The following is a 20,953-nucleotide window of genomic DNA, read 5'->3' as shown; positions in this document are numbered from 1 at the left end:
GCTTCTTCATATTCTGGAAGGCTTGCGGCCGAAGCATGCAGGCCACGTTCGAATGGTGAGTAAAGAAAGGCCTCGAATTGCCCATCCCGAGTAGTCACAACAAAGTCAGTGGCGCTGGCAGTAGCCGGAAGCTGTTGTCTGCCTTGCTGTGTTTCACCGAGGAGCGGCCGACGTGGACGGTAGCCGACCTCGCTTCCGAACTCGACCTCTCGGTTACCTCGACCTATCGGTACGTCGCTTTGCTTCGCGAGGTCGGTCTGCTCGACGGCGCGTCTCAGAACTCTTATCGGGTAACAGATTTGGTTCTGAGCCTGGCCCGGGCATGCGAGGCGGCGCAAGCTCCTCTGGCCGAGATCGGGCTGCCGATCATGGCCCGCGTCCGCGACGAGATCGACGAGACGGTTCTCATTGCCCGTCGGGGCGGTGACGCGGCGTACTGCGTCGACCGGGTGGAATCCCGACGGCCGGTGCGACTGCAGTTCGACAAGGGACAGGCGATGTCGCTGCACGCGGGGTCGATGTCGCGAATCTTGCTGGCATCGATGTCGCGCTCCGAGCGCGGCGCTCACCTGGCAGCGATTCTGCCGACGTTGCCCTCCGCGCGGGTCACGATGCTGACCGACGAGGCGCTGGATCGGACGCAGGCGGAGGGATGGACCGAAAGCTTCGAAGAGGTTGACGAGGGTATCTGGGGTTGCGCTGCTGCAATCACGTCTCATGGCACAGTCGTGGCGTCGATCGGAACGGCAGCCCCCATCTTCCGTTCGGACCAGACACGCCGAGATCGGATGATCGAATTGATCCGGGGCGCGGCCGCGGAAATCTCGGAACTGCTGGACCAGTACTGATCGGGAGGGGGCCACCGCGTTCACGGCCGGAGGACGTTGACGATCATGCTTTGGCTGTGTTCGTGGACTCCGAGTCCGCCGTAGTCGATACCGATACCCGATGCCTTGGCGAAAGGCATCGGGACCGCAGGTTCGAAAGCGCCGTGTTGGTTGACCCACGCATTACCCACGTCGAGTTGCACTGCTAGCGACTCCGCGCGTTCGATGTCAGCGCTCCACACCGATCCGCCCAGTCCGTAGGGTCCGGTATTCGCCTCGACAACGGCCTCTGCCGGATCATCGAACGCGATGATCGGCAGTAGTGGACCGAACTGTTCTTCCTGAACCAGCGGATGACGGCGGCTCAGCCCGGTGACGACCGCGGGTGCGAGAAACAGCCCTCGGTCGGGGACCGGGCCAGCGCTACGGTGCAGGGTTGCGCCGGATTCGACTGCTGCATTACGCAGTCCCAGAACACGTTCGAACTGTGGACGGTTCTGGATGGGCCCCATATCTGTTATCGGGTCGAAGGCGTCACCCAAGACGACATCACGTAGGCGGGCTGTGTATCGATCGACGAGCTCGTCGTGAATCGAGCGTTCGACGTACACCCGCTTCACGCCGGCGCAGAACGCTCCGCAATTCAGCAGTCCGATCTGCGAGGAGAACTCGACGAAGGTGTCGAGGTTCGCGTCGGCAAGCACGATGGCGGCGTCGTTGCCGCCCAGCTCGAGGGTGAGTCGTTTGAGTTGCTGTGCGGCTGAGACGGCGATGAGCTTGCCCGTTGCAGTCGAACCGGTGAACGAGATCTTGGCGACGCGGGGATCGCTCACCAAAGCTGCGCCTGCAGTGCCGTCACCGTTGACGACGTTGAGAACACCGGCGGGAAAGATAGCCCGCGACAGTTGCCCGAATCGGAGTGCGGCGAGAGGAGTGAACGGAGAAGCCTTCAGTACCAAGGTATTTCCGGACAGGAGTGCGTTGGCCACCTTGACTACAGCCAGCAGCACCGGGGAATTCCACGGCGCGATTGCCCCGACCACTCCCAACGGGCGACCGATGTGACGGACCGAGGATCGCTCATGTGGAATCTGGTGCGATTGCGGGGTGGTCGCGGCGATGGTCCGGACGAAGCGGCCGGCGCTCAGGACCTCGCTGTGGCAGCGCCGGAGAGTGCGGCCTGTCTCGGCCGTCAGGATCAGCGCCAGAGTGCTCGCATCCCCTTCGAGCGCAGCGGCGAACCGCTCGAGTAATTCGCGACGCTGTTCCCACGGAGTATGTGACCAGCGTGGGAAAGCCGCATGGGCCGCGCGGACTGCGGCGTCGATCGTTGCCGAGTCTCCGAACGGCGCGGTGGCGATTGTTTCCTCGGTGACGGGATACGGCACGTCGACGGTGGACGCCGGCGAGAAATCCTCACCGCCCACCGTCTGCTGAAGCCGAAGGCCGGCCAACCACTGCGTGATATCGACGGGGACATCCTGGTACATCGGTTCAGTCATAATTTCTCCGTAATCGGGGAGTGCGCAGTAGTTGGCCGGCGCGCGGGACTTGTCGTTGTGCGTGAACTCAGGTGAGCTCGGGGTTGTGCGGTTTGGCGGCGGAACTGGGGTTGAAGCCGTCGCGAAGCGCGTCGCCGATCATGTTGAACGCGAGCACGATCAAGAGCAGTGCCAAGCCTGGGAAGGCCACCGACCACCAGGACAGGCGCAAAGCGGTCTGGCCGTCGGCAAGCATCGATCCGAGGGAGAAGCCTGGTGCCTGGACTCCCAGTCCCAGCAAGCTCAAGCCGCTCTCCGCGAGGACGGTGACGCCGACGCTTGTCGACCACAACACCACGATTGGTCCGACCACGCTGGGGGCGATGTGCCGCAGCATGATCCGGGGCGTGGATGCGCCGAGTGTGCGGGCCGCAGTCACGAAATCGAGGCGTCGTACCTGGGAGACAGAGTTGACGATGGTACGGGCATACAGGGTCCAAGCCCAGATTGCTAGGACCGCAACAAGATTGAAGATTCCGGGGCCGAGTACCGCAGTCAGTGCGATACCGACGGCGATGAACGGGATCGCGAACTGGATATCGGCGATTCGGAGCAGGAAACTGCCGAGGAATCGCTCGTAGTAGCCGGCAAGGATACCCAGAATGAGCCCGAGTGCGGCGCTGATCGTGGCGGTGATGACACCGATCGCAAGGCTCAGTCGAAGGCCGTGCAGCACACGGCTGAAGACGTCGCGGCCGAGAGCATCCGTACCGAAGAGATAGCCGCCTTCTCCGCCGAGCCAGAACGGCTTGGTGTTGGTTGCCGACAGGGTCTGAACGGTGGGATCCTGACCGGCCAGCAGCGGAGCGAACACCGCTGCGATGACCAGTATCCCGAGAATAACGAAGCCGATCTTGCCGGTCGGGTTCGACCAGGCTTTGCCGAACACCTCACGGGTGCGTCCGGGTGATCGCTGCGCAGCCTTGGGTGCTTGCTTTGCGGAGGCAGTATTGTTGCTGATGGCGTTCTTGCTGGAGGCTGTAGACGTCATGCGGACACCTTCGTTCGGAGTCGGGGGTCGAGAATGCGCACAACCGCGTCCATCGCGATATTGACGACGGTGATCAGAACGGCCATGACAAACACGCAGGCCTGCACAGTCGGGAAGTCTCGCGAAGAAACGCTGCGAACCAGCAACTGGCCGAGTCCGGCGTAGTTGAGTAGAGGTTCGAGAATCAGCAGTGAGCCCATCATCAGCGAGAACAGGATGCCGAGGAATGCGACCAGTGGGGGAATGGCAAGTGGCATCGCGTGTTTGACCAGCACTGTGCTCGGTGAAAGGCCCTTGGACTTGGCCATGGTGACGGGCCCCTGACCCAGTGCGTCGATCAACTGTCCGCGTGTCAAACGCGTCATGGTCGAAAAGCCCTGCACGGTAAGGACCGTGACAGGAATGACCAGGCTGAGCATTCCCTTCGAACCGGTGGCGGGAAGCCAGCCGAGGGTGATCGCGAAGATCAGGACCAACATCAGAGCGAGGATGAAGTACGGGATACCGTCGAGGATGAAGGCGCCGGCCATGAGTGCTCGGCCACGCTTGTTTGCCTGGTTCAGCGCGGCGTAGGTGCCGATGCAGGCTGCGAGCAGAGCCGCGAGAAGGATCGAGGGAATCACGATCGAGAGACTCGGGACGAGACGGTCGATCGCCAACGTTCCCGAATCGACCTTGGATACGAAGGACGTGCCGAAGTCGAAAGTGAAGGCGCCCTTGATCGAGTCGAAGTACTGAACGAGCAGCGGGGCGTTGAGGCCGAGACGCTCACGGGTGGCGTCGATGACGGCGTCGCTGGACTCCGGGGGAGACATCAGTACGGCCGGGTCGCCGGACATGCGGGAGATCGCGAACAGGAACGTCGTGACACCGACGATGACGATGGCAAGAAGGAGAAGCTTCCGCCAGAGGTAGTCGAGAACGTTCATGACGTCGCCGGTACTTCGTAGCGATTCGACGCGGCTGCGATCAGTCGCGTAATGAGTTGGTCACGTTCAACTTTGACCGTCTCGCGCAGTTCCGGATCGGTGATCGGTGCATCCAACTCGTCCGCAGTCAGTGTGTTGCTCTTGCGAAGCGCGCTCTCGAGCAGAATCTGGCGGTCGCGCAGTACCCACACCTCGGAAGCAAGTTCGAGGAGCATACGCATCAGCGCGTCGTTGTCGGTATCTGCGTTCAGATACCGGGGGTCGTCCAGTGCGAATCCTGGCATGGGTTCGTCCTAACTACTGGTGGAGGTGGAGAGAGCGTGCGAGCGCGTCTCGACGGTCAGCGGCAATGGCGACCGCGGCGCAGTCACACTGTGTGTGCTCGAGTTCAGGGTGAGTTCGCCGGGGAAGTGGCAGGCAACCTGACGGCTCTCTCCTCCGGATGTGCTGGGAACAGTGGTCAGTACCGGCTCGTTCACCGCACACGTGTCGCGGGCGATGGCGCATCGGGTGTGGAACGGGCAGCCTGACGGCGGGTTACTCGGTGAGGGGAGATCGCCACTGGGCAGGATGCGGTTCTCCGGACTGAGCTGCATCGAGGCCAGCGACACCGCGTACGGGTGCAGCGGTTCGTCGAAAACCTCGTCGGACGTTCCGGTTTCTACGATCCGGCCCAGATACATCACCGCGATGCGGTGGCTGAGGTGACGAACCAAAGACAGATCGTGGCTGATGAACAGGTAGGACAGTCCACGCTCGGCCTGAATGTCCTGAAGGAGATTCACCACCTGCGCCTGAACCGACACGTCGAGTGAAGCAGTGGGCTCGTCGGCCACAATCAGCGTGGGATCGAGCATGAGCGCACGGGCGATGCCCACCCTCTGACGTTGACCACCGGAGAGTTCGTGGGGGTAGCGGCCCGCCATCTCACTGCCGAGTCCGACTTGATCGAGCATCTCGGCTGCGGCTCGGCGGCGAGCGGACTTGTCACCGATACCGTGCACGGTCAGGGGTTCGGTCAGGACGTCCTCGAGCTTGAGGAACGGATTGAGCGAGGTGGACGGATTCTGGAACACCATCGCCGAGCGACGGCGCAGAATCTGGGACAGCTTGCGGCCCTTGACGTTACTGACGTCCTGACCTTCGAACACGATCTTTCCGGAGGTAGGCGTGTAGAGGCGAAGTGCGGTTCGGCCGACCGTGGTCTTGCCGCTGCCCGACTCGCCGACCAGGCCCACCGTCTCACCCTTGCGAACCGAGAGGGAGACACCGTTGACGGCTCGGATGGTCTGACGACCCTGGCCGGGGAAGTGTTGGTGGACGTCCTGGAGATCGAGAATTGTTTCGGGTTGGGAGGTCATCGCTGGGCGCTCGCTTCCAGAGTCGGATCGGTGACAGTGGGATCCAGCGGATCGGTGTCAATTAGATCCAGCGGATCGGTGACAGTTGATTCGGCGACTGCGTCGTCCTGTACGCGCAGGCACGCGGTCATACGATTGCCGGTGGCGTCGAGCGTGACCAACTGTGTTCGGCGCGTGTGGCATTCGTCGGCGGCGAAATCGCAACGGGGTGCAAACGAGCAACCGGGGGGCAGGTTGTCGAGTGCCGGTGGGCGGCCTTCGATGGTGCGGAGGCGGGCTCCGGAATTGTGCTCGGGGGCCGTCTGCAACAAGGCCCACGTGTACGGGTGCTTCGGGTTGCTCATGACCTCGGCGACCGGGCCCTGTTCAACGACAGCGCCGGCATACATCACGACCAGGCGATCCGCGATGCCGGCGATTACGTCCAGATCGTGCGTCGCGATGATGATGGTCAGACCCATCTCGCGGTTCAGCTCACGGAGCAGTTCGAGAATCTGCGCTTGCGTCGTGACATCGAGTGCGGTGGTCGGTTCGTCGCACAGCAGCAGAGAAGGCTTGGCTACCAATGCCATTGCGATGACAACGCGCTGCAGCTGACCGCCCGACATTTGGTGCGGGTAGCTCTTGAGACGGGACTCCGCGTCGGGAATTCCGACCCGCGCCAGAGTTTCGGCAGCCAGGGTGCGGGCATCCGTTTTGGACAGATTCGAGTCTGCCGATCGTGCCGATTCGATCAGCTGTGCACCGATGCTGTGCATCGGGTGCAGTGAACTCCACGGGTCTTGCAAGATGACGCGTGCTTTGCCGGCGCGAAACTGACGCAGTTCCGCTTTGCTCATCGTCGCGATGTCGTTGTCGCCGGCCATGATCGAACCGCCGATCCGAGCTCCCCACGGGAGCAGGCGCATGGCGCCGAGCATCGCAGTGGATTTTCCGGAACCGGACTCGCCGGCGAGGGCGACTACCTGCCCGGCCGGTACCTCGAAGCTGACACCGTGCAGAATCTGCAACTCGTCCTTGGTGCGGGGTAGGTGGACGGTGACGTCGCGAAACGACAGCGCGAGTGGCTCAGTAGTGGAGGGGCGCGCAGTGGGGGGTGCAGTTCTCACGTCAGAAATCCTCATTCGGGCTTGCAAGCGGTAGTCACCCACGGGTACGACTCGGGTCCGTGAGCTGCTTGGTTGATGTCGACGAACCCAGCGTCAGCTGCTGCTTGCACCAGGTCGATGGTTGCGGAAGTGCGCCACCAGGGCTCGTTTCCATGGGCGGCGTCCCAGTCGTCGAGCCAGGCTTGGTAGGGGGAGCGTTCCGAGTACGGCGCAACGTCGGAGAAATGAACGTGCCCACCGGGCTTCAGGAGCCGGAAGGCTTCGACGAACACTTGGCGGATCGTGTGCGGGGGAACCTCGTGCAACAGGATGAAGGACGTGACCAGATCGGCTTCACCAGCGGGTAGACCGGTGTCTTCGGCGGCGGCGTGGACACCGGTGATGGTGACACCGGCGTCTTCGGCTCGGCGGAGCGCGTACTGAACCTGGGTGCGGGACAGGTCGACAGCGGTGATCTTTGCCTTAGGGTAGGTTTCGGCGATCTTGAGCGTGTATTGTCCTGTGCCACAACCGAGATCGACGATGTTATCGTACGTGTCCGCGGGTGCCGCGGCAGCGATCATGCCGCGCTGAGCAAAGAGATCCCCGGGGAAGATCTTCTTCAGGAGGTAGTGGTAGATCATTTCGTGGTGGATGAACCCCATGTGTGGGTGTCCGTCCCAGCCGCCGGCCGTGCCGTGGAACTCGTAGTCCCAGTAGCGGGGAACGTCGTCACCGATGTAGTCGACGACCTCGCTGACGGGCGTTGCGAGCAGTTTGAATTCGGATCGCTTGCGATCGAAAGCCGCTGCAGCGCGGGGTGTTGCAACTCCGCGGCTCCAGGACAGGATGGCACCGATCAGGCGGTGAGCCTGGAGTTCGTCGACTACTCCGTCGACACGAGTACGCAGTTCTGCGATGTCCTCGTACGGGGTGTCGAGAACGCCCGTAGCGTCGACGCGCTCGCGAACTTGCGTGCGCAGTGGTGTCAGTCCAGCTCGTAGTGCTTGCAGGAATTCCAGTTCGGAGCGCCCACGCTGGTCGATGAGCTCACCCTTGGGCAATGGCGTGCTTGTGGTCACTGGGACTCCTACTTCAAACATTCACGAGCTGATCGACAGAGGAAATGCGGGGCCACCCCTCATGCGTGGCCCCGCACGGGTAAATCAGGCGCTGGTGGTGGCTTGGTCGAACTGGAGCATGATGCCGGTGGTGAAATCGACGCCCTTCGTGCCGGCGCTCACGCCGCCCACGGACGGGCGAGCATAGGTGAAGAGGATGTACGACTGTTCCTTGATGTACTCGCTGCAGGCGAACAACTTCTTCTCACGGGCAGCACGATCGAGCTCTTGGCGACTGGCGGCGTACAGCTCGGTCCATTTCGGGTCTGACACCATCGGACGCTTACCCGACGAGACGAACGAGAACGGGCGATCCGCGTCGAAGACGCCGGTGTAGGAGGTGCCGCGGAAGAAGAGGTCCGCGTCGGTGCCTTCGCGAAACTGGCTGATCCACACGGAGGCTTCGTTGGCCTGGATGGTCGGCTTGAAACCGACTGCAGCCAACTGCCCACCGATTGCTTCGAGGAGCGGCTTGTACAAGTTCAGCCCGGAGATCAGGATCTCGACGCCTTCGGCACCGGCTTCTGCGAGTAGCTTGCGGGCCTTGTCCTTGTCGAATGCAGGCGCGGTAATGGAGTCGGTGTAGCCGAAGACGGACTTGATCGGCAGCTGGCCGGCTTCCAGCGTGCCGGCACCGTAGGTCAGGGCGTCGATCAGGCCCTGCGCGTCGATCGCTGCGTTGGCAGCCTGGCGGACTCGGATGTCGTTGAACGGCGCCTTTGCCGTGTTGAACTGCATCATGTTCTGGCTACCGCTGAATGCGGAGGTGACCTCGAAGTCGCTGTTTCCGGCGAGCGTCTGCAGTGCGCTGCCCGGAAGTTCGTGAGCGATGTTGAGCTGTCCCGATTCGAATGCAGCAGCCATGGCGCTGGAATCGGAGAAGTAGCGCAGTTCTACCGTCGGGGTGACCGCCGGGGTGCCCCAGAAGTCGGCGAAGGCCTCGAAGGTGACTGCGTTGTCGATATCGAAACCGGGGGCGATGCGATACGGGCCGCTGCCGATCGGGTTCTGGGCGAAGCCGTCGGCGCCACCGGCAGCCAGGAAAGCGGCCTTGGGGACGATGAAGACCTGCGCGACGATGTTCATCAGGAGCGGTTCGGGCGTTTTGGTCACTACGCGCACAGTGGTGGGATCGATTGCGACGACGCTGGCGATGTTTGCGAGGACCGTCGCGGTGGCGAACTTCTTGTCGATGCTCTCGGTGAAGGAGAAGGCGACGTCTTCGGCGGTTACGGTGGTGCCGTCGTGAAACTTCACGCCGTCACGGATGACGAAGTCGGTGGTGACGGAGTCGACGGTGGTCCAGCTGGTCGCGATTCGGGCTTCGGGTTCGCTCGAATCGGCGAGCAACCGGACGATGGAATCGAAAGCGTTGTACTGGTAGGTCTGGTAGGACGAGTTCAGGCCGGTCAACGGATTGATCGACGTGGTGGTGCCGATGACGAGGCGGTCGGCGACAGTGCCGGAGGATTCTGCTCCGGTAGAGCAAGCAGTCAACGCGCTGCCGGCCAGGAGGAAGCCCGCGCCCATAGCGCCGAACTGCAGGAAGCGTCGGCGGTCCACAGAGACGCCGGAGAGGGGGTTGCGGGGGGCCACGAGAACTCCTTGATTAAATGAACTGTGCGAGTGAGGTTTTCGAGAGATTGAAAGCGAGCTATGTGCGAGTTTGTCAGTGCTCGAGCGCGCGGGCTACACGGTCGTCGGACGGCAGAATTGCTCCGAAGATGCGCTCTGCCAGTGCTCGACGCTCGTCGAGAAGGCTTGCCGACAGGGTTGCGTCGGGCTGGTATTCGTCGACGGCGCTGCTGGTGAGCACGCCGCTGTTTTCGAGGATCTTCTCCAGGATCATGTTGCGGTCCTTGAGAATCCATAGCTCGGAGGTCAGTTCGGTGACCATGCGGGCGAGATCGTCCAATCTCGCGGATTCGAGGTACTGCGGGCGGTCGGGCGCGACTGCTGCGGACATGTCGTTCTCCTGTATCGGCTGTTGGGTCGGTGGCGCGGCTAAGTCAGAGCGGCTTGGTGGCCCGGGTGACCCAGGGGTACACGCCACCGCCTACGCCGTAGGCCTCGATCTCGGTGAAGCCGGCATCGGCAAGGGCCGCAGGCCAATCCGTCGCCATCACGTCGCGCCAGTACGGTTCGCCGCGGTTTTCGGTCTCCCAGTCGAGTACAACCGCGCGGAATGCCGATTGCTTGTCGTACGGTGCGATTTCACTGATAAGGAGGTGTCCACCGGGTTCGAGTACTCGGAAGGCCTCGGCGAGGATCTTCTTGTTCGCTGCGACCGGGACCTCGTGCATCAGGGTGTAGAACGCGACCAGGTCGGCTGATTCGGATTCGAGGCCGGTCTGCTCGGCGGATGCGTGAATCCATTCGATATCGAGCTGCTGGTGCGAAGCCAGTGCGAAGGCATGTCGCAGAGCGGACTGGGACAGTTCGACACCGGTGATGCGTGCGTCGGGGAACGCGCCGCGTAGTGCGAAGGTGAACCTGCCGGTGCCTGCGCCGAAGTCGATGATGTGCTTGTAAGTATCGCGGGGTGCTTCGCCGGCTACCAGTGCACGCTGGTCGAGCGGGTTGGAGCCGGTACGCACTGCGCCGACGCCGCCGGGGGTGAGAACGTAGTTGAAGACGAGTTCCGAGATGGCCGGACCCATCAGGTCGTGGCCGTCCCAACCTCCGGGGGTAAGATGGAATCCATGTTCCCAGTATGCGGGAACCTCGATATCGGCGTTCAGGGTTAGCGATCCACTGGGTTCCTTGACGTCGAGCCAGGCCTCGACTTCAGGGCGGACCTTCTCGATTGCAGGTAGTGCGCGAATGTAGATCTCTTCGGCGACCCAGCGGGTGAGGAGGCGATCGAATTTCCAGCATGCGGAAGAATCCAACGTTGAGTTAACGGATTCGCGACGAGCATCCAGGTCAAGCGGAGGGTTCGGCACTGCGGCGGTGTATTCGGCTTCGGCGGCAGACTGGAGGGTCTTGCCGGAAAACTCCTGCACAGAACCGATAAACTGCAGTCCTGCACGTCCTCGTTGCTTCAGTTCAACCTTCATGTCTGTCCATTCGCTATGTGGTGAGAGTATTGCCACAGTGTGGATAGCCAGACTGTAGGCGGTTGCTGAACCCTGCGTCAAGGCGGTATTTGTGTTGCCTGTCAGGGAATCTCGGCGGTTATGGGCCGTAATGTTGCCGTTGTGTAAACCTGGAGCTCTGAGGCAGGTAACGGCCGGTTCACGATGTTCTCGCGCGCCTCGAATCGTCCCAAATTTTGGGAATAAGAGTCACACAGTATGGGAATTGTTCGATGAGTTGGTGTTGAGAGACCCTTGAGCCCTCAAAACGTCGCGGAATGTTACTTCGCGGTAAATCTCGAGATCCGTGTTGCCGGCGTGGGCTGTGTCAGACCACGTTGCGCGCGTGTAGCGCAGCAATATCGGTCTCGTCGAGACCCAAGTCGCGGAGGATCTCGACGGTGTCGGCGCCATGAGCACGCCCGGTGTATCGGATGTTGCCGGGCGTCTCGCTCATTCGCCACATGACGTTCTGCATCTGCATCGGGCCCAGATCGGCGTCGTCCACGGTGGTGGTCATGCCGATGGACTGAACCTGGGGATCGCTGAGCAGATCGCTGGGCTTGTACACGGGAGCTACGGCGGCACCGGCTTCCTCGAATGCTGCGATGACCTCGTCCCGGGTGCGAGCTCGAATCCAGTCACCGACGTAGCCGTCGAGCAGATCGGCGTGTTTGGCGCGTTCGCGGCCGGTGGCGAACCACGGTTCCGCGATGACCTCGGGATGTCCGACAAGTTCAAGGACACGCTCGGCGATGGAGTTTGCGCTGGTAGAGATGGCCAGCCAGTGTTCGTCCGACGTGAGATACAGGTTCCGGGGTGCATTGTTACTGGAGCGATTGCCGGATCGCTTCTGGTCGATGCCGAGTTGATCGGCGTAAATGACGCCCGGCCCGACAGCCGTCATGATGGGGCTCAGCAGGTCCAGATCGATGACCTGGCCCTTGCCTTCGTTCTGAGTCCGGCTGTACAGCGCCATGGACACGGCGGATGACCCGGCGATCCCGGCGATCGAATCTGCCAACCCGAAAGCGGGCAGAGTAGGGGGACCGTCGGCAGCACCGGTCAGATGCGCAAACCCACTCATTGATTCCACCAGCGTGCCAAAAGCCGGACGCGTGGAGTAGGGGCCGGTTTGGCCGAAACCGGTGACACGCAACATGATCAGCCCCGGATTGTGTTCGGAGAGTACGTCGTACCCGAGACCCCACTTCTCGAAGGTGCCGGGGCGGAAGTTTTCGATGACGACGTCCGCGTCCGCGACGAGTTTCTTGAATATCTCGGCTCCTTCTGCGGATCCGAGATACAGCGACAGGGTCTTCTTGTTGCGGGCCACCATCTTCCACCACAACGGTTGGCCGTCCTTCTCCAAGCCGTGGCCACGCATTCCGTCCGGCTTGCTCGGATGTTCGATCTTGATGATGTCGGCACCGAAATCTCCGAGGATCTGGGCCACCAGGGGCCCGGCAAGAATCGTCGAGACATCGAGGACTCGAATGCCCTTCAGTGGGCCGGTGGGTTCAGTTGAAGCGGTCACGGTTCCTCGGGATCTGTGGGGCGCAGTTACAGGAGAAGGTCGGGGTGGAGCACCGGCGGGGCAGGGTTCGAAGCGCGACCGCCCCGCCGGGCGCTGTGGAGTGAGGCGCGAAGATCAGTACGGGCGGTGCAGGTAGCGACCGACAGGCTCTCCCGACACGGTGCCGTCCGCGAACACATGGTTGCCTCGAACGAAGGTGTCGGTGACCTTGGCCGTCAGCTCGAAGCCCTCGAACGGCGTGTATTCCTGAGCCGACTCGGAATCTTCGGCACGCACCGTGTAGGTGTGCGCGGGGTCGATCAAGGCGATATCGGCGTCGAATCCGACCTCGATGCGTCCCTTGCCGGGTAGGCCGTAGCGCTCGGCCGGGTTGGATGCGGTCAGTTCCGCGATGCGGCGAAGGCTCAGGCCGCGCTTGCGTCCCTCGGTGAGCAGTCCGGGCAGCAGGTATTCGGCACCGCCGAAGCCGGACTTGGCCGCAAAGATGTCGCCACGATCTTCGGCGAATTTCTTCTCGTCCTTGCAGCATGCGTGGTCGGAGACGACCCAGTCGATGTCGCCGGCAACGAGGTGCTCCCACAGCGCCTCGACGTCTTCACGCGGACGCAGCGGCGGGTTGACCTTGCCGCCGAGGCCGTAGGCGGTGTCGATGTCGGCGAGCAGGTGCCCGATGGTGACTTCGCGACGGAAGTTGATGTGCGGGAATGCCTTTGCCATACGCATCGCGGCGGTTAGGGCCTTGCGTGAGGTCAGGTGCAGCAAGTTGATGTTCGGGAGTTGTGTCTCGTCAGCCAGGAAGGAAGCGATGGTGACGGCCAGGCCCTCGGAGTGCGGCGGGCGTGACGCGCTGTACGCGGCCAAGCCGGTCAGAGTGCCTTCTTCTTCGACGATCTTGGTATAGGCGCTCATGATCTCGGCGGTCTCGCAGTGCAGCGAGAGCGAGATGTGATCAGCCTTGTCGCCGAGTTGCTCACGGGCAGCCTGAATACCCCGCATCACGAATTCGAAGTGAGCGATGTCGTAGCGCTCTTCCTTCGGGATCATGAGGAATTCGCTCTGGTCGCTCGAGCGGCCGTGCAGGCCGTGGCTGCCGTAGAACATGAAGATCTTGAAGGACGTGACACCGTGATCGGTGATCAGCGAGGGGATCTCACCGATCTGTTCCTTCGACATCGGAGCCAGGTGGTACGCGTAGTCGACGTACGGCTTCCCTTCGGTCTCGGCGAGAACTTCGGGGAACACGTCGGCATACGCGCCGCCCTTGTTCATGTAGTACTGGCCGGTGCGCATGTACGACAGCGACGTGGTGACGCCGCCCTGTGCGCAGGCGCGGGACTCGATCGAGGCGTCCTCGCCGAGCGGGTTGTAGATGCCCCAGTGCTGGTGACCGTCGACGACGCCGGGGAACGCGACCTTGCCGGCCGCGTCGATAACCTTCTCAGCTTCTTCTGCCGCAATGTTTGCTTCGAGGCGGGTGATTTTGCCGTCGACGATGGCGATGTCGAGCAGTTCGCCGTTCTCGGGGGCGTCGGCGCCCGGGCGCACGACCAGAGCGTTCTTGATCAGGAGCGAGATACTCGTCATGAGGATCCTTTCGTCGTCGGTGGCATTGGGCCGCCGGAGCAGTTCAGGTGAACCGAGGTTGAGGGGTTTCTAGTGGTCTTGTCGGTTTTAGTGCTGTGCGGCAATGGAATTGGCGGCAAGGTATGCCAATCCCAGTGCGGGCAGCAGGCCGTTGCCGGCCAAGTATCCGGAGGCGCCGTGCCCGGAGATGCCCATGGCAGCGCCGCCCGAGGCGTACACGCCGGTGATGGGGGTGCCGTCGGGGCGCAGTACCCGGGCATGTTCGTCGACGACGAGCCCGCCTTGTGTGTGGAAGAGCGCCGGTACGATCTTGACGGCCGCATACGGGGCAACAAGCGGGTTCGCGAAGAATGTTCGGCCGTGTGAATCGGTCGCTGCTCCGATCGCTACCGCAGCGATATCGGCAAGTTCCTGCGCTACGGCGTCAGTGGGGAGGCCGGTGACCGGAGCCAGATCGGCGGCTGTATCCGCCCAGACAAAGGCGCCGGAATCGGCCGTCTGCTGGAAATCGGTGAAGGCCAGGCATTTGTCGAAGATGGCCGAGTCGATGACGATCCAACCTTCGGAACCGGGCTGCGCGGCCAAGGTGGCGGCATATTCGGAGTATCCGGTGGTCTCGTCGCCGAAGCGTCGACCATCTTGTCCGAGAACGATACCGCCGTGCATGATCGTTGCCCAGCCGACCAGCGAGGTGGCCTTCTTCGACAGTGCAGCGTGGCCCTGGTAGGCGTCCAGGAAAGCGGTGTCCGCGCCCAGTTCCGCTCCGATTCGCAGAGCGTCACCCAAGGATGTTTCGCTGCCGTGGTAGCGGGCATCTGCAATCTCGGGAACAAGCTCGCGAACAAGTTCGGGGCTACCGCCGTATCCGTTGGTTGCGAGAACGACAGCGCGCGTGGGGATTTCTTCTCTGCTGCCGTCGGGCATTGCTACTACGACGGCGCGAACAGTGCGATCATCGTCGAGCAGAACTTCGGTCAACCGGGCGGGGGTCAAAAGGTCGATCTTCTCGCTCACGGATACGGCCTGGACGAGATAGTCCAGGAGTACGGAGCCGTGACGACCTTCGATGGTGTGGCAGCGCAATGCCGAGTGGCCGGGGTAGGCGAAATCGGTAACCAGGGTCAGCGGAATCGCGAGGTGATCGGCCATCCATTCCACCAGTGGCGCACTGACTTCGGCCATGGCCTGCGTCAACCGCGCATCTGCGGAACCCTTGGTCTTCTTCATCACGTCGGCGACAAACTGCTCCGGGGAATCCTCCACACCTTCGGCTACCTGCCAGCGTGATCCGGCCCCCGGGATCATCGCCGTCGACATCGACGTGTTGTTGCCGCGGCGGAAGTGCTCGCTGGCTTCCACGACGAGGACGTCGAGGCCGAGTTCGGCCGCCCGTAGCGCAGCGGCCAGTCCGCCGCCGGCACCCGCCACGACGAGGTCGGGTCCTTCGGTGCTCGATGCTGGTGCGTTCATGGCGGGACCATGCCTCCTTTATTTTTCTGCGTGCCACGCAGCGTAGACAGCCTGGAATGCACCAGGGTTTTGAGTTCACCTTATCGTTCCGCTTAGCGAAACGCCGACCTTGAGTCTGTGTGCAGACTCTTTCACAGTACTTCACTGCAGGTCAACGTCAATCTTAGAGAACGAATGTTACGTCCGGGTTAGCTGTCTCCCTGAGTCAACCGACAGATGTCTGGCATCAGTGTTCCGCTCATGGAAACATGCTATACATTGAATGACAATGGTCGAGTACGGCGAAAGGCGGCAGCCCAGTGGTAACCCAGGGGACTACCTCGGCGGATAGAGCCGCAGACATTCTCTTGCTCTTCGTCGACGGCGACGAGACTCTCGGTGTCTCCAAGATTGCCCGCGATCTCGATCTGTCGAAGGCGGTGGTGCACCGTGTGCTCACCAGCTTCGTGGATCGTGGGTTGCTTGTCTCCGGTAGCGCTGACCGCGGCTATTCGCTGGGACCTGCCGCGGCCGCGCTCGGCGCTCGCGCATTGCGCACGTCGCCGTTGCGGGAAGTCGCCAGGCCTGTGCTCGAAGAAATTGCACGACTCACCGATGAAACAGCCACGTTGTCGGCGCTGGTAGGGGGCGGGCGCGTATATCTCGATCAGATCGAAAGTCCGCGAGATATCAAGATGGTGGTGGAGTTAGGCCGGCGCTTCCCGCTTCACAGCGGCAGTTCGGGACGTTGTATCCTGGCCTTCCTGCCGCCGGAACAGATCGAAGACGCTCTTACGCATGAACTTCCGCCGCTGACGTCGCAGACGATCACTGACCCCGCCGTGCTCGGTGATGTGTTGGAGCAGATACGACGCGAAGGGTACTCACAGTCCAGGGGCGAACGGCAGGAAGATGCCGCGTCGATGGCGGCACCGATATTCGACCTCGACGGCAGAGTTGTCGGATCGCTTTCGGTCTGCGGCCCGGCACATCGTATTACCGAGACCTTCCGTCAAACCCATACCGATTTGATCGTCGCGGCATCCGACCGTGTGTCCCGCGCACTCGGATGGCGTGGTGGTCTTCCCGATCCGATCGTAAGAAAGAATCCATGAGAGCACCCGCACGTTCCTGGCTGTACGTCCCCGGACATAAAGAGGGGTTGATACCGAAGGCGCTCGGCAGCGGTGCCGATGCGGTCATCATCGATCTCGAGGATGCGGTACCGGCCGATGCAAAGGCACGGGCTCGCGCCAACGCAGTCGCGGTCGCGGCCGATCACGGGAATTCCGTTGACGGACCAGAGGTCTGGGTCAGGATCAACCAGGCCGGAAGTCCGTGGCATGAGCGCGACATCACAGCTCTGACAGGTACGTCGATCGCCGGACTGCGTCTTCCGAAAGCCGAATCGGTAGAGTCGGTGTGCGCGGTCGCCGGAGCTTCGCAGTTGCCACTTCAGCTGATCCTCGAGACTGCGCGGGGACTGCTCGATGCGCCGACACTGGCGCGTGCACATCCCGGCGTCGTCGGCATCAGCCTCGGCGAGGCCGATCTTTCCGCGGATCTTCGAGTCGGCCCGAACGGGCTGGACTGGGCCCGTGGTTGGCTTGTAACTGCCGCTCGGGCAGCAGGATTGCCGTCGCCGGCTCAGAGTGTCTGGACGCACGTGCGAGATCTGGAAGGACTTCGCGAATCAAGTATTCGCGCCCGCGAGTGTGGGTTCCACGGCCGCACCGTCATCCATCCCTCTCAGATCCTGATCGTCAACGACGTTTTCACTCCCACCGATGCCGAGATCGCTACAGCACAGGCCGTCGTCGATGCGGCCCAGCAGGCTGCCGACAACGGATCAGCCGCTTTGCTCACCGCCGACGGCCGTTTCATCGACCCGGCCGTCGTCGAGCAGGCTCGTGTGGTTCTCTCGCTCGCACGGCGCGAGAAACCCGCATCCTGACTTTTTCCCGCCGAGCTGAACACTGGCCTCGGCGAATCACCTTTCCTCCCAGAACCTCTCAGGAGTTGTTATGACAGCACTGACCACCACAGATTCGTTGCTCGGCGCGGTATCTGCCGGCGTGCGTTCGATCGAGTTGGGTCACCCGTACTTCACCGGGATGCCGTGCTCCCCGAATCACCCGGGCTTCCGGATGACGCTCATCCGTCGCCACGGCGACATGGTGCGCCCCGACGGCGGCTCCGCTGCCAACGAAATCATCGTGACCGGTGGACACGTCGGCACACACGTCGACGCTCTCTCGCATGTCAGCGACTGTGGCAAACTCAACGGTGACGTCGACGCCTACGAAGCCCAGGCCGGAGGCCGATTCAAAGACAAAGGTGCCGAGCAGATTCCGTTCATGATGACGCGGGGCCTGCTCCTCGACGTCGCGAAACTGCACGGCGTCGATACCTTGCCGGCCGGTTACGCAATCACGGCCGACGACTTGAAGGGTGCTGCCGACGCAGCCGGCGTCACCCCACGCAAGGGTGATGTGGTGCTGGTGCGCAGCGGCTGGGCACGTAACTTCGGCGACCAGGACGTCTACCTCGGCCAGACCGACGGTGTCCCCGGCCCTAACGTCGAAGCTGCCGAGTGGTTGGCAAGTTTCGGTATCGTCGCTACCGGATCCGATACCACCGCGTACGAGCATATTCCGGCCGGGTCCGGCCACAGTGTCCTGCCGGTGCACCGAATTCTTCTGGTGGTGAACGGTATTCATATCATCGAGCATCTCAATATGGAGGATGCGTCGGAGCAGAATCTGACGGAATTCACTTTCGTGATGGCGCCGCTGCGCATCGTCGGCGGAACCGGTTCCCCGGTCCGCCCCGTCGCGGTCCTGAGCGCATGAGCACCTCGATCGCCGCAGACCTGACCGTCGTCCAGCAGTTGGCCGCATTGGCGTTCAATGTGTCTGCGACTGGATTGCCGGCGGACCTCCGTGAGGACGTCGCCAGGCGGGTGCTGGACCTGCTCGGCAACAGCGTCGCCGCCCGCGACGAGACCCCAGCCAAGGCGGTGACCGCCGTCGTCAAGAACTGGGGCGGTCACGAGTCCTCGACCGGTATCGGGACTGGAGCCAAATTCCCGGCCGCCGCAGCGGCTTTGGTCAACGGCACGCTGGCACACTCGATGGACTCCGATGACACCCACCTGCCATCTGTCCTGCACCCGTCGGCCTCGGTGATTCCTGCAGCGCTTGCCGTCGCGGAAGCAACCGGCGCCTCCGCCGAGACGATGCTCGACGCCGCCGGTGTCGGTATCGAGGTGGCTGTTCGACTCGGAATGGGCGGCTACGACGAAGAATTGGGTAACTCCGAGTTCTTCGAGCGTGGACTGCACGCCACCTCGATCTGTGGTGCCGTCGGTGCCGCCGTCGCGGCTGCGATGGTGTACGGCCTCGACGCCGATCAGATCGCCCACGCAGCCGGCATCGCCGCTAGCATGGGCGCCGGCCTCATCGAAGCCAACCGGACCGGTGGCACCGTCAAGCGCGCGCATTGCGGGTGGGCGGCGCACTCCGGTGTGAGCGCGGCAGAGTTGGCCAAGCACGGACTCACAGGACCGCCGACGGTGATCGAGGGTCGCTTCGGCTTCCTGTACGCCTACTGCGGTGAGCGTTCCAATGCAGCAGCGGTGGTCGATCGCCTCGGTGAGCATTGGGAGTTGCCCGGGGTCTTCTTCAAGCCGTACCCGTGTAATCACTTCACCCACGCGGGTATCGATGCTGCCCTCGCGATTCGTGGACAGGGTGTGCTGCCCGAGCAGATCGAGTCGATCGAACTCGGCGTCTCCGGTCCGGTACTGCGCACCATCGCGCAACCGGTCGAGGAGAAGGCCCGACCCAAGTCGGGTTACCACGCAGCGTTCAGTGGCCCGTACACCGTTGCGGCAGCACTGTCGGGCGGTAGCGGTCTGGGCCTAGGTCACCACGATTTCACCGATGAAGCGGCCAAGGACGAGCAACGTCTCGCTCTTGCAGCCAAGGTGACGTGTGTCGAGGACGAGCGCTGTAACGAGATCTACCCCCACCAGTTCCCAGCTGTGCTCCGGGTGGTGACCACGGACGGACACCGCCATGAGGTCAGAGTGGACTTCAACCGCGGCGGTCCCGGAAATCCGCTTTCTGCAGAAGAACTCATCACCAAGTTCAAGCTCAATGCGGACGCCAAGCTTGGCGCCGAGCACGCCTCGATCATCGCCGAGCAGGCACTCGGTCTTGCCGGCGGTGGCAGCCTGACCGAGCTGATGAACCAGTTGCGGGGGTAAGTCCCTGCCCACGTGATGTTTTGGGCGAACCGCTCTCAATCGGAATGTCGGCACTCGCTGCCGAGCGCACCTGACGAAAGGAACGATTGACCCGATGGCAACAGGACTCAAGCAACGTGGCCGCGCCAACTTCAACTTCCTCGCGGACCTCGCTGCGTGGAGCGGCAAGGAACTGCAAGGCAGGGCTGCGCAGGATCTCGACGTCCTCCTCGACGGCGTCGAACTGCCGGAAGGTGAGCAGCAGCGGATCCGCGCTGCTGCCGCTCTGCTGGAGCAGTCGCAGAGTTACACCTGGGACCGCTTCTACACCCGTTTCTCCGGTGAGCGGCAGTTCGTCGCCGCCCGTGAGGCGTACGACGACGGTAGCGACGTCGTGGAAGCCGAATACGCTGCGAACGCCCACAAGGGTGGCGCGATCGTGCTCGATCCCAGTGTCGTACCGCCGAAGTACTGGAGCGAGACTGACTTTCACCTCGCTCCGGGCGGCTGGGAAGGCCACGAGCGCATGGGCTTCATGATCCATGATTACGTGTACGACCTGCTCTTCGCCACGGGTGGCATCGGCGCGGTTAAGCCCGGAGAGTCGTTTGCCGATCAGCGGTATACCGCAGCCCAGCAGGGCCGCGCCGACCGCTACGACCGGATTCTGGAAATGGGCATCGGAACCGGTCGCTACGCCTGTGCCATCCAGCGTGCCTACCCGGAGGCGAAGATCTCCGGTGTCGATCTCGGCCGTACCGAACTCGAACACGCGAAGCTGATCGCTGGCCGCAACGGTTTCGAATGGGACCTGCGGCAAGCGGCGTGCGAGGCCACCCCGTACGAGGACGACACCTTCGATCTGACGACCGCGTTCATCCTGCTGCACGAGGTGCCGGTGCCAGCGGCGAAGGACATTCTGGCCGAGTCGTTCCGCGTCACCAAGCCCGGCGGTGAAGTCCTCCTGGCCGACGTCGCCCCGTACCGCTACCAGGATTCGTTGTTCCGGTGTGTGGTCTTGGACTGGGAGACCGAGAACCGAGACGAGCCGTTCTGGCGTGGCGCGTTGCTGCAGGACCGGGCAAAACTGTTGCGTGACGCCGGTTTCGTCGACGTCGAAGAGTTCGGCGTCGGCCAGGGTAACTATCCGTGGGTCACCCGCGGCGTCAAGCCGGCCGACGCGTAAGCACTTCGACCGA

Annotated in this window: 19 protein-coding genes; 6 read left to right on the top strand and 13 right to left on the bottom strand. The window is 62.7% G+C overall.

All coding sequences use genetic code 11. From position 1 onward, the window contains the following. Positions 1–134 precede the first annotated feature (134 nt). Positions 135–848, top strand: coding sequence for an IclR family transcriptional regulator (locus QM600_RS08745; protein ID WP_283261071.1), 714 nt, complete (start codon positions 135–137; stop codon positions 846–848). A gap of 20 nt (positions 849–868) precedes the next feature. Here the strand turns inward: QM600_RS08745 and QM600_RS08740 are convergent, their stop codons facing one another. The 13 genes from QM600_RS08740 to QM600_RS08680 all read right to left on the bottom strand — a co-directional run bounded on the left by QM600_RS08740 (position 869) and on the right by QM600_RS08680 (position 15,526). Further along, positions 869–2,329 (bottom strand): aldehyde dehydrogenase family protein, encoded by a 1,461-nt coding sequence (locus tag QM600_RS08740; RefSeq protein WP_283261070.1) that lies wholly within the window; start codon positions 2,327–2,329, stop codon positions 869–871. A 67-nt stretch (positions 2,330–2,396) separates the two neighbouring features. After that, positions 2,397–3,359, bottom strand: a complete 963-nt coding sequence (locus QM600_RS08735) for an ABC transporter permease (RefSeq protein WP_283261069.1) — start codon at positions 3,357–3,359, stop codon at positions 2,397–2,399. Beyond that, entirely contained in the window at positions 3,356–4,288 is a 933-nt protein-coding gene (locus tag QM600_RS08730) for an ABC transporter permease (RefSeq protein WP_283261068.1), read from the bottom strand. Before QM600_RS08730 ends, QM600_RS08735 begins: the two co-directional genes overlap by 4 nt. Then, positions 4,285–4,572: a hypothetical protein gene (locus QM600_RS08725; RefSeq protein WP_283261067.1), complete on the bottom strand. Its 288-nt coding sequence runs from the start codon at positions 4,570–4,572 to the stop codon at positions 4,285–4,287. Before QM600_RS08725 ends, QM600_RS08730 begins: the two co-directional genes overlap by 4 nt. Before the next feature lie 9 nt (positions 4,573–4,581). Next, positions 4,582–5,649, bottom strand: coding sequence for an ABC transporter ATP-binding protein (locus QM600_RS08720; protein WP_283261066.1), 1,068 nt, complete (start codon positions 5,647–5,649; stop codon positions 4,582–4,584). Beyond that, complete coding sequence (locus tag QM600_RS08715) at positions 5,646–6,758, bottom strand: ABC transporter ATP-binding protein (protein ID WP_283261065.1); 1,113 nt, start codon at positions 6,756–6,758, stop codon at positions 5,646–5,648. The genes QM600_RS08720 and QM600_RS08715 overlap by 4 nt, the downstream gene beginning before the upstream one ends. A gap of 11 nt (positions 6,759–6,769) precedes the next feature. Continuing rightward, entirely contained in the window at positions 6,770–7,819 is a 1,050-nt protein-coding gene (locus QM600_RS08710; protein WP_283261064.1) for a class I SAM-dependent methyltransferase, read from the bottom strand. An 84-nt stretch (positions 7,820–7,903) separates the two neighbouring features. Further along, complete coding sequence (locus tag QM600_RS08705) at positions 7,904–9,454, bottom strand: ABC transporter substrate-binding protein (protein WP_283261063.1); 1,551 nt, start codon at positions 9,452–9,454, stop codon at positions 7,904–7,906. A 73-nt stretch (positions 9,455–9,527) separates the two neighbouring features. After that, entirely contained in the window at positions 9,528–9,824 is a 297-nt protein-coding gene (locus QM600_RS08700) for a hypothetical protein (protein ID WP_283261062.1), read from the bottom strand. A 43-nt stretch (positions 9,825–9,867) separates the two neighbouring features. Continuing rightward, positions 9,868–10,917: a class I SAM-dependent methyltransferase gene (locus QM600_RS08695; protein ID WP_283261061.1), complete on the bottom strand. Its 1,050-nt coding sequence runs from the start codon at positions 10,915–10,917 to the stop codon at positions 9,868–9,870. Between the two features lie 346 nt (positions 10,918–11,263). Beyond that, positions 11,264–12,472: a CaiB/BaiF CoA transferase family protein gene (locus tag QM600_RS08690; protein WP_283261060.1), complete on the bottom strand. Its 1,209-nt coding sequence runs from the start codon at positions 12,470–12,472 to the stop codon at positions 11,264–11,266. Positions 12,473–12,586: 114 nt separating this feature from the next. Beyond that, a complete protein-coding gene (locus tag QM600_RS08685) occupies positions 12,587–14,056 on the bottom strand; it encodes a dihydroorotase (protein WP_283261059.1) in 1,470 nt (489 codons plus the stop codon). An 87-nt stretch (positions 14,057–14,143) separates the two neighbouring features. Beyond that, positions 14,144–15,526: an FAD-dependent oxidoreductase gene (locus tag QM600_RS08680; RefSeq protein ID WP_283261058.1), complete on the bottom strand. Its 1,383-nt coding sequence runs from the start codon at positions 15,524–15,526 to the stop codon at positions 14,144–14,146. Between the two features lie 299 nt (positions 15,527–15,825). Between QM600_RS08680 and QM600_RS08675 the strand changes: the two genes are divergently transcribed. From QM600_RS08675 to QM600_RS08655, 5 genes are all read left to right on the top strand, one after another. Further along, positions 15,826–16,620 carry an IclR family transcriptional regulator gene (locus tag QM600_RS08675; RefSeq protein WP_283261057.1) on the top strand — a complete coding sequence of 265 codons (795 nt, stop codon included), beginning with the start codon at positions 15,826–15,828 and terminating at the stop codon, positions 16,618–16,620. Further along, a complete protein-coding gene (locus QM600_RS08670; protein WP_283261056.1) occupies positions 16,617–17,459 on the top strand; it encodes an HpcH/HpaI aldolase/citrate lyase family protein in 843 nt (280 codons plus the stop codon). Before QM600_RS08675 ends, QM600_RS08670 begins: the two co-directional genes overlap by 4 nt. Before the next feature lie 70 nt (positions 17,460–17,529). Beyond that, positions 17,530–18,357, top strand: a complete 828-nt coding sequence (locus QM600_RS08665) for a cyclase family protein (protein WP_283261055.1) — start codon at positions 17,530–17,532, stop codon at positions 18,355–18,357. Then, the gene (locus QM600_RS08660) at positions 18,354–19,775 is read left to right on the top strand and encodes an MmgE/PrpD family protein (RefSeq protein WP_283261054.1); all 1,422 of its coding nucleotides are present in this window, start codon (positions 18,354–18,356) and stop codon (positions 19,773–19,775) included. Before QM600_RS08665 ends, QM600_RS08660 begins: the two co-directional genes overlap by 4 nt. 94 nt (positions 19,776–19,869) lie before the next feature. Then, positions 19,870–20,940: a class I SAM-dependent methyltransferase gene (locus QM600_RS08655; protein ID WP_283261053.1), complete on the top strand. Its 1,071-nt coding sequence runs from the start codon at positions 19,870–19,872 to the stop codon at positions 20,938–20,940. The last annotated feature ends 13 nt before the right edge of the window (positions 20,941–20,953 follow it).

This window comes from Rhodococcus sp. IEGM 1379, assembly GCF_030056815.1.
Classification (GTDB): domain Bacteria; phylum Actinomycetota; class Actinomycetes; order Mycobacteriales; family Mycobacteriaceae; genus Rhodococcus_F.
The sequence above is the reverse complement of the archived record's forward strand: the minus strand, read 5'-3'. Positions and strand labels throughout refer to the sequence as shown.

Excerpts from the sequence above, each read along its gene's own strand:
- QM600_RS08740 (WP_283261070.1), bottom strand. The coding sequence starts at position 2,329 with ATGACTGAACCGATGTACCAGGATGTCCCCGTCGATATCACGCAGTGG.
- QM600_RS08695 (WP_283261061.1), bottom strand. The coding sequence starts at position 10,917 with ATGAAGGTTGAACTGAAGCAACGAGGACGTGCAGGACTGCAGTTTATC.
- QM600_RS08670 (WP_283261056.1), top strand. The coding sequence starts at position 16,617 with ATGAGAGCACCCGCACGTTCCTGGCTGTACGTCCCCGGACATAAAGAG.
- QM600_RS08665 (WP_283261055.1), top strand. The coding sequence starts at position 17,530 with ATGACAGCACTGACCACCACAGATTCGTTGCTCGGCGCGGTATCTGCC.
- QM600_RS08735 (WP_283261069.1), bottom strand. The coding sequence starts at position 3,359 with ATGACGTCTACAGCCTCCAGCAAGAACGCCATCAGCAACAATACTGCC.
- QM600_RS08730 (WP_283261068.1), bottom strand. The coding sequence starts at position 4,288 with ATGAACGTTCTCGACTACCTCTGGCGGAAGCTTCTCCTTCTTGCCATC.
- QM600_RS08725 (WP_283261067.1), bottom strand. The coding sequence starts at position 4,572 with ATGCCAGGATTCGCACTGGACGACCCCCGGTATCTGAACGCAGATACC.
- QM600_RS08680 (WP_283261058.1), bottom strand. The coding sequence starts at position 15,526 with ATGAACGCACCAGCATCGAGCACCGAAGGACCCGACCTCGTCGTGGCG.
- QM600_RS08660 (WP_283261054.1), top strand. The coding sequence starts at position 18,354 with ATGAGCACCTCGATCGCCGCAGACCTGACCGTCGTCCAGCAGTTGGCC.
- QM600_RS08720 (WP_283261066.1), bottom strand. The coding sequence starts at position 5,649 with ATGACCTCCCAACCCGAAACAATTCTCGATCTCCAGGACGTCCACCAA.
- QM600_RS08685 (WP_283261059.1), bottom strand. The coding sequence starts at position 14,056 with ATGACGAGTATCTCGCTCCTGATCAAGAACGCTCTGGTCGTGCGCCCG.
- QM600_RS08700 (WP_283261062.1), bottom strand. The coding sequence starts at position 9,824 with ATGTCCGCAGCAGTCGCGCCCGACCGCCCGCAGTACCTCGAATCCGCG.
- QM600_RS08655 (WP_283261053.1), top strand. The coding sequence starts at position 19,870 with ATGGCAACAGGACTCAAGCAACGTGGCCGCGCCAACTTCAACTTCCTC.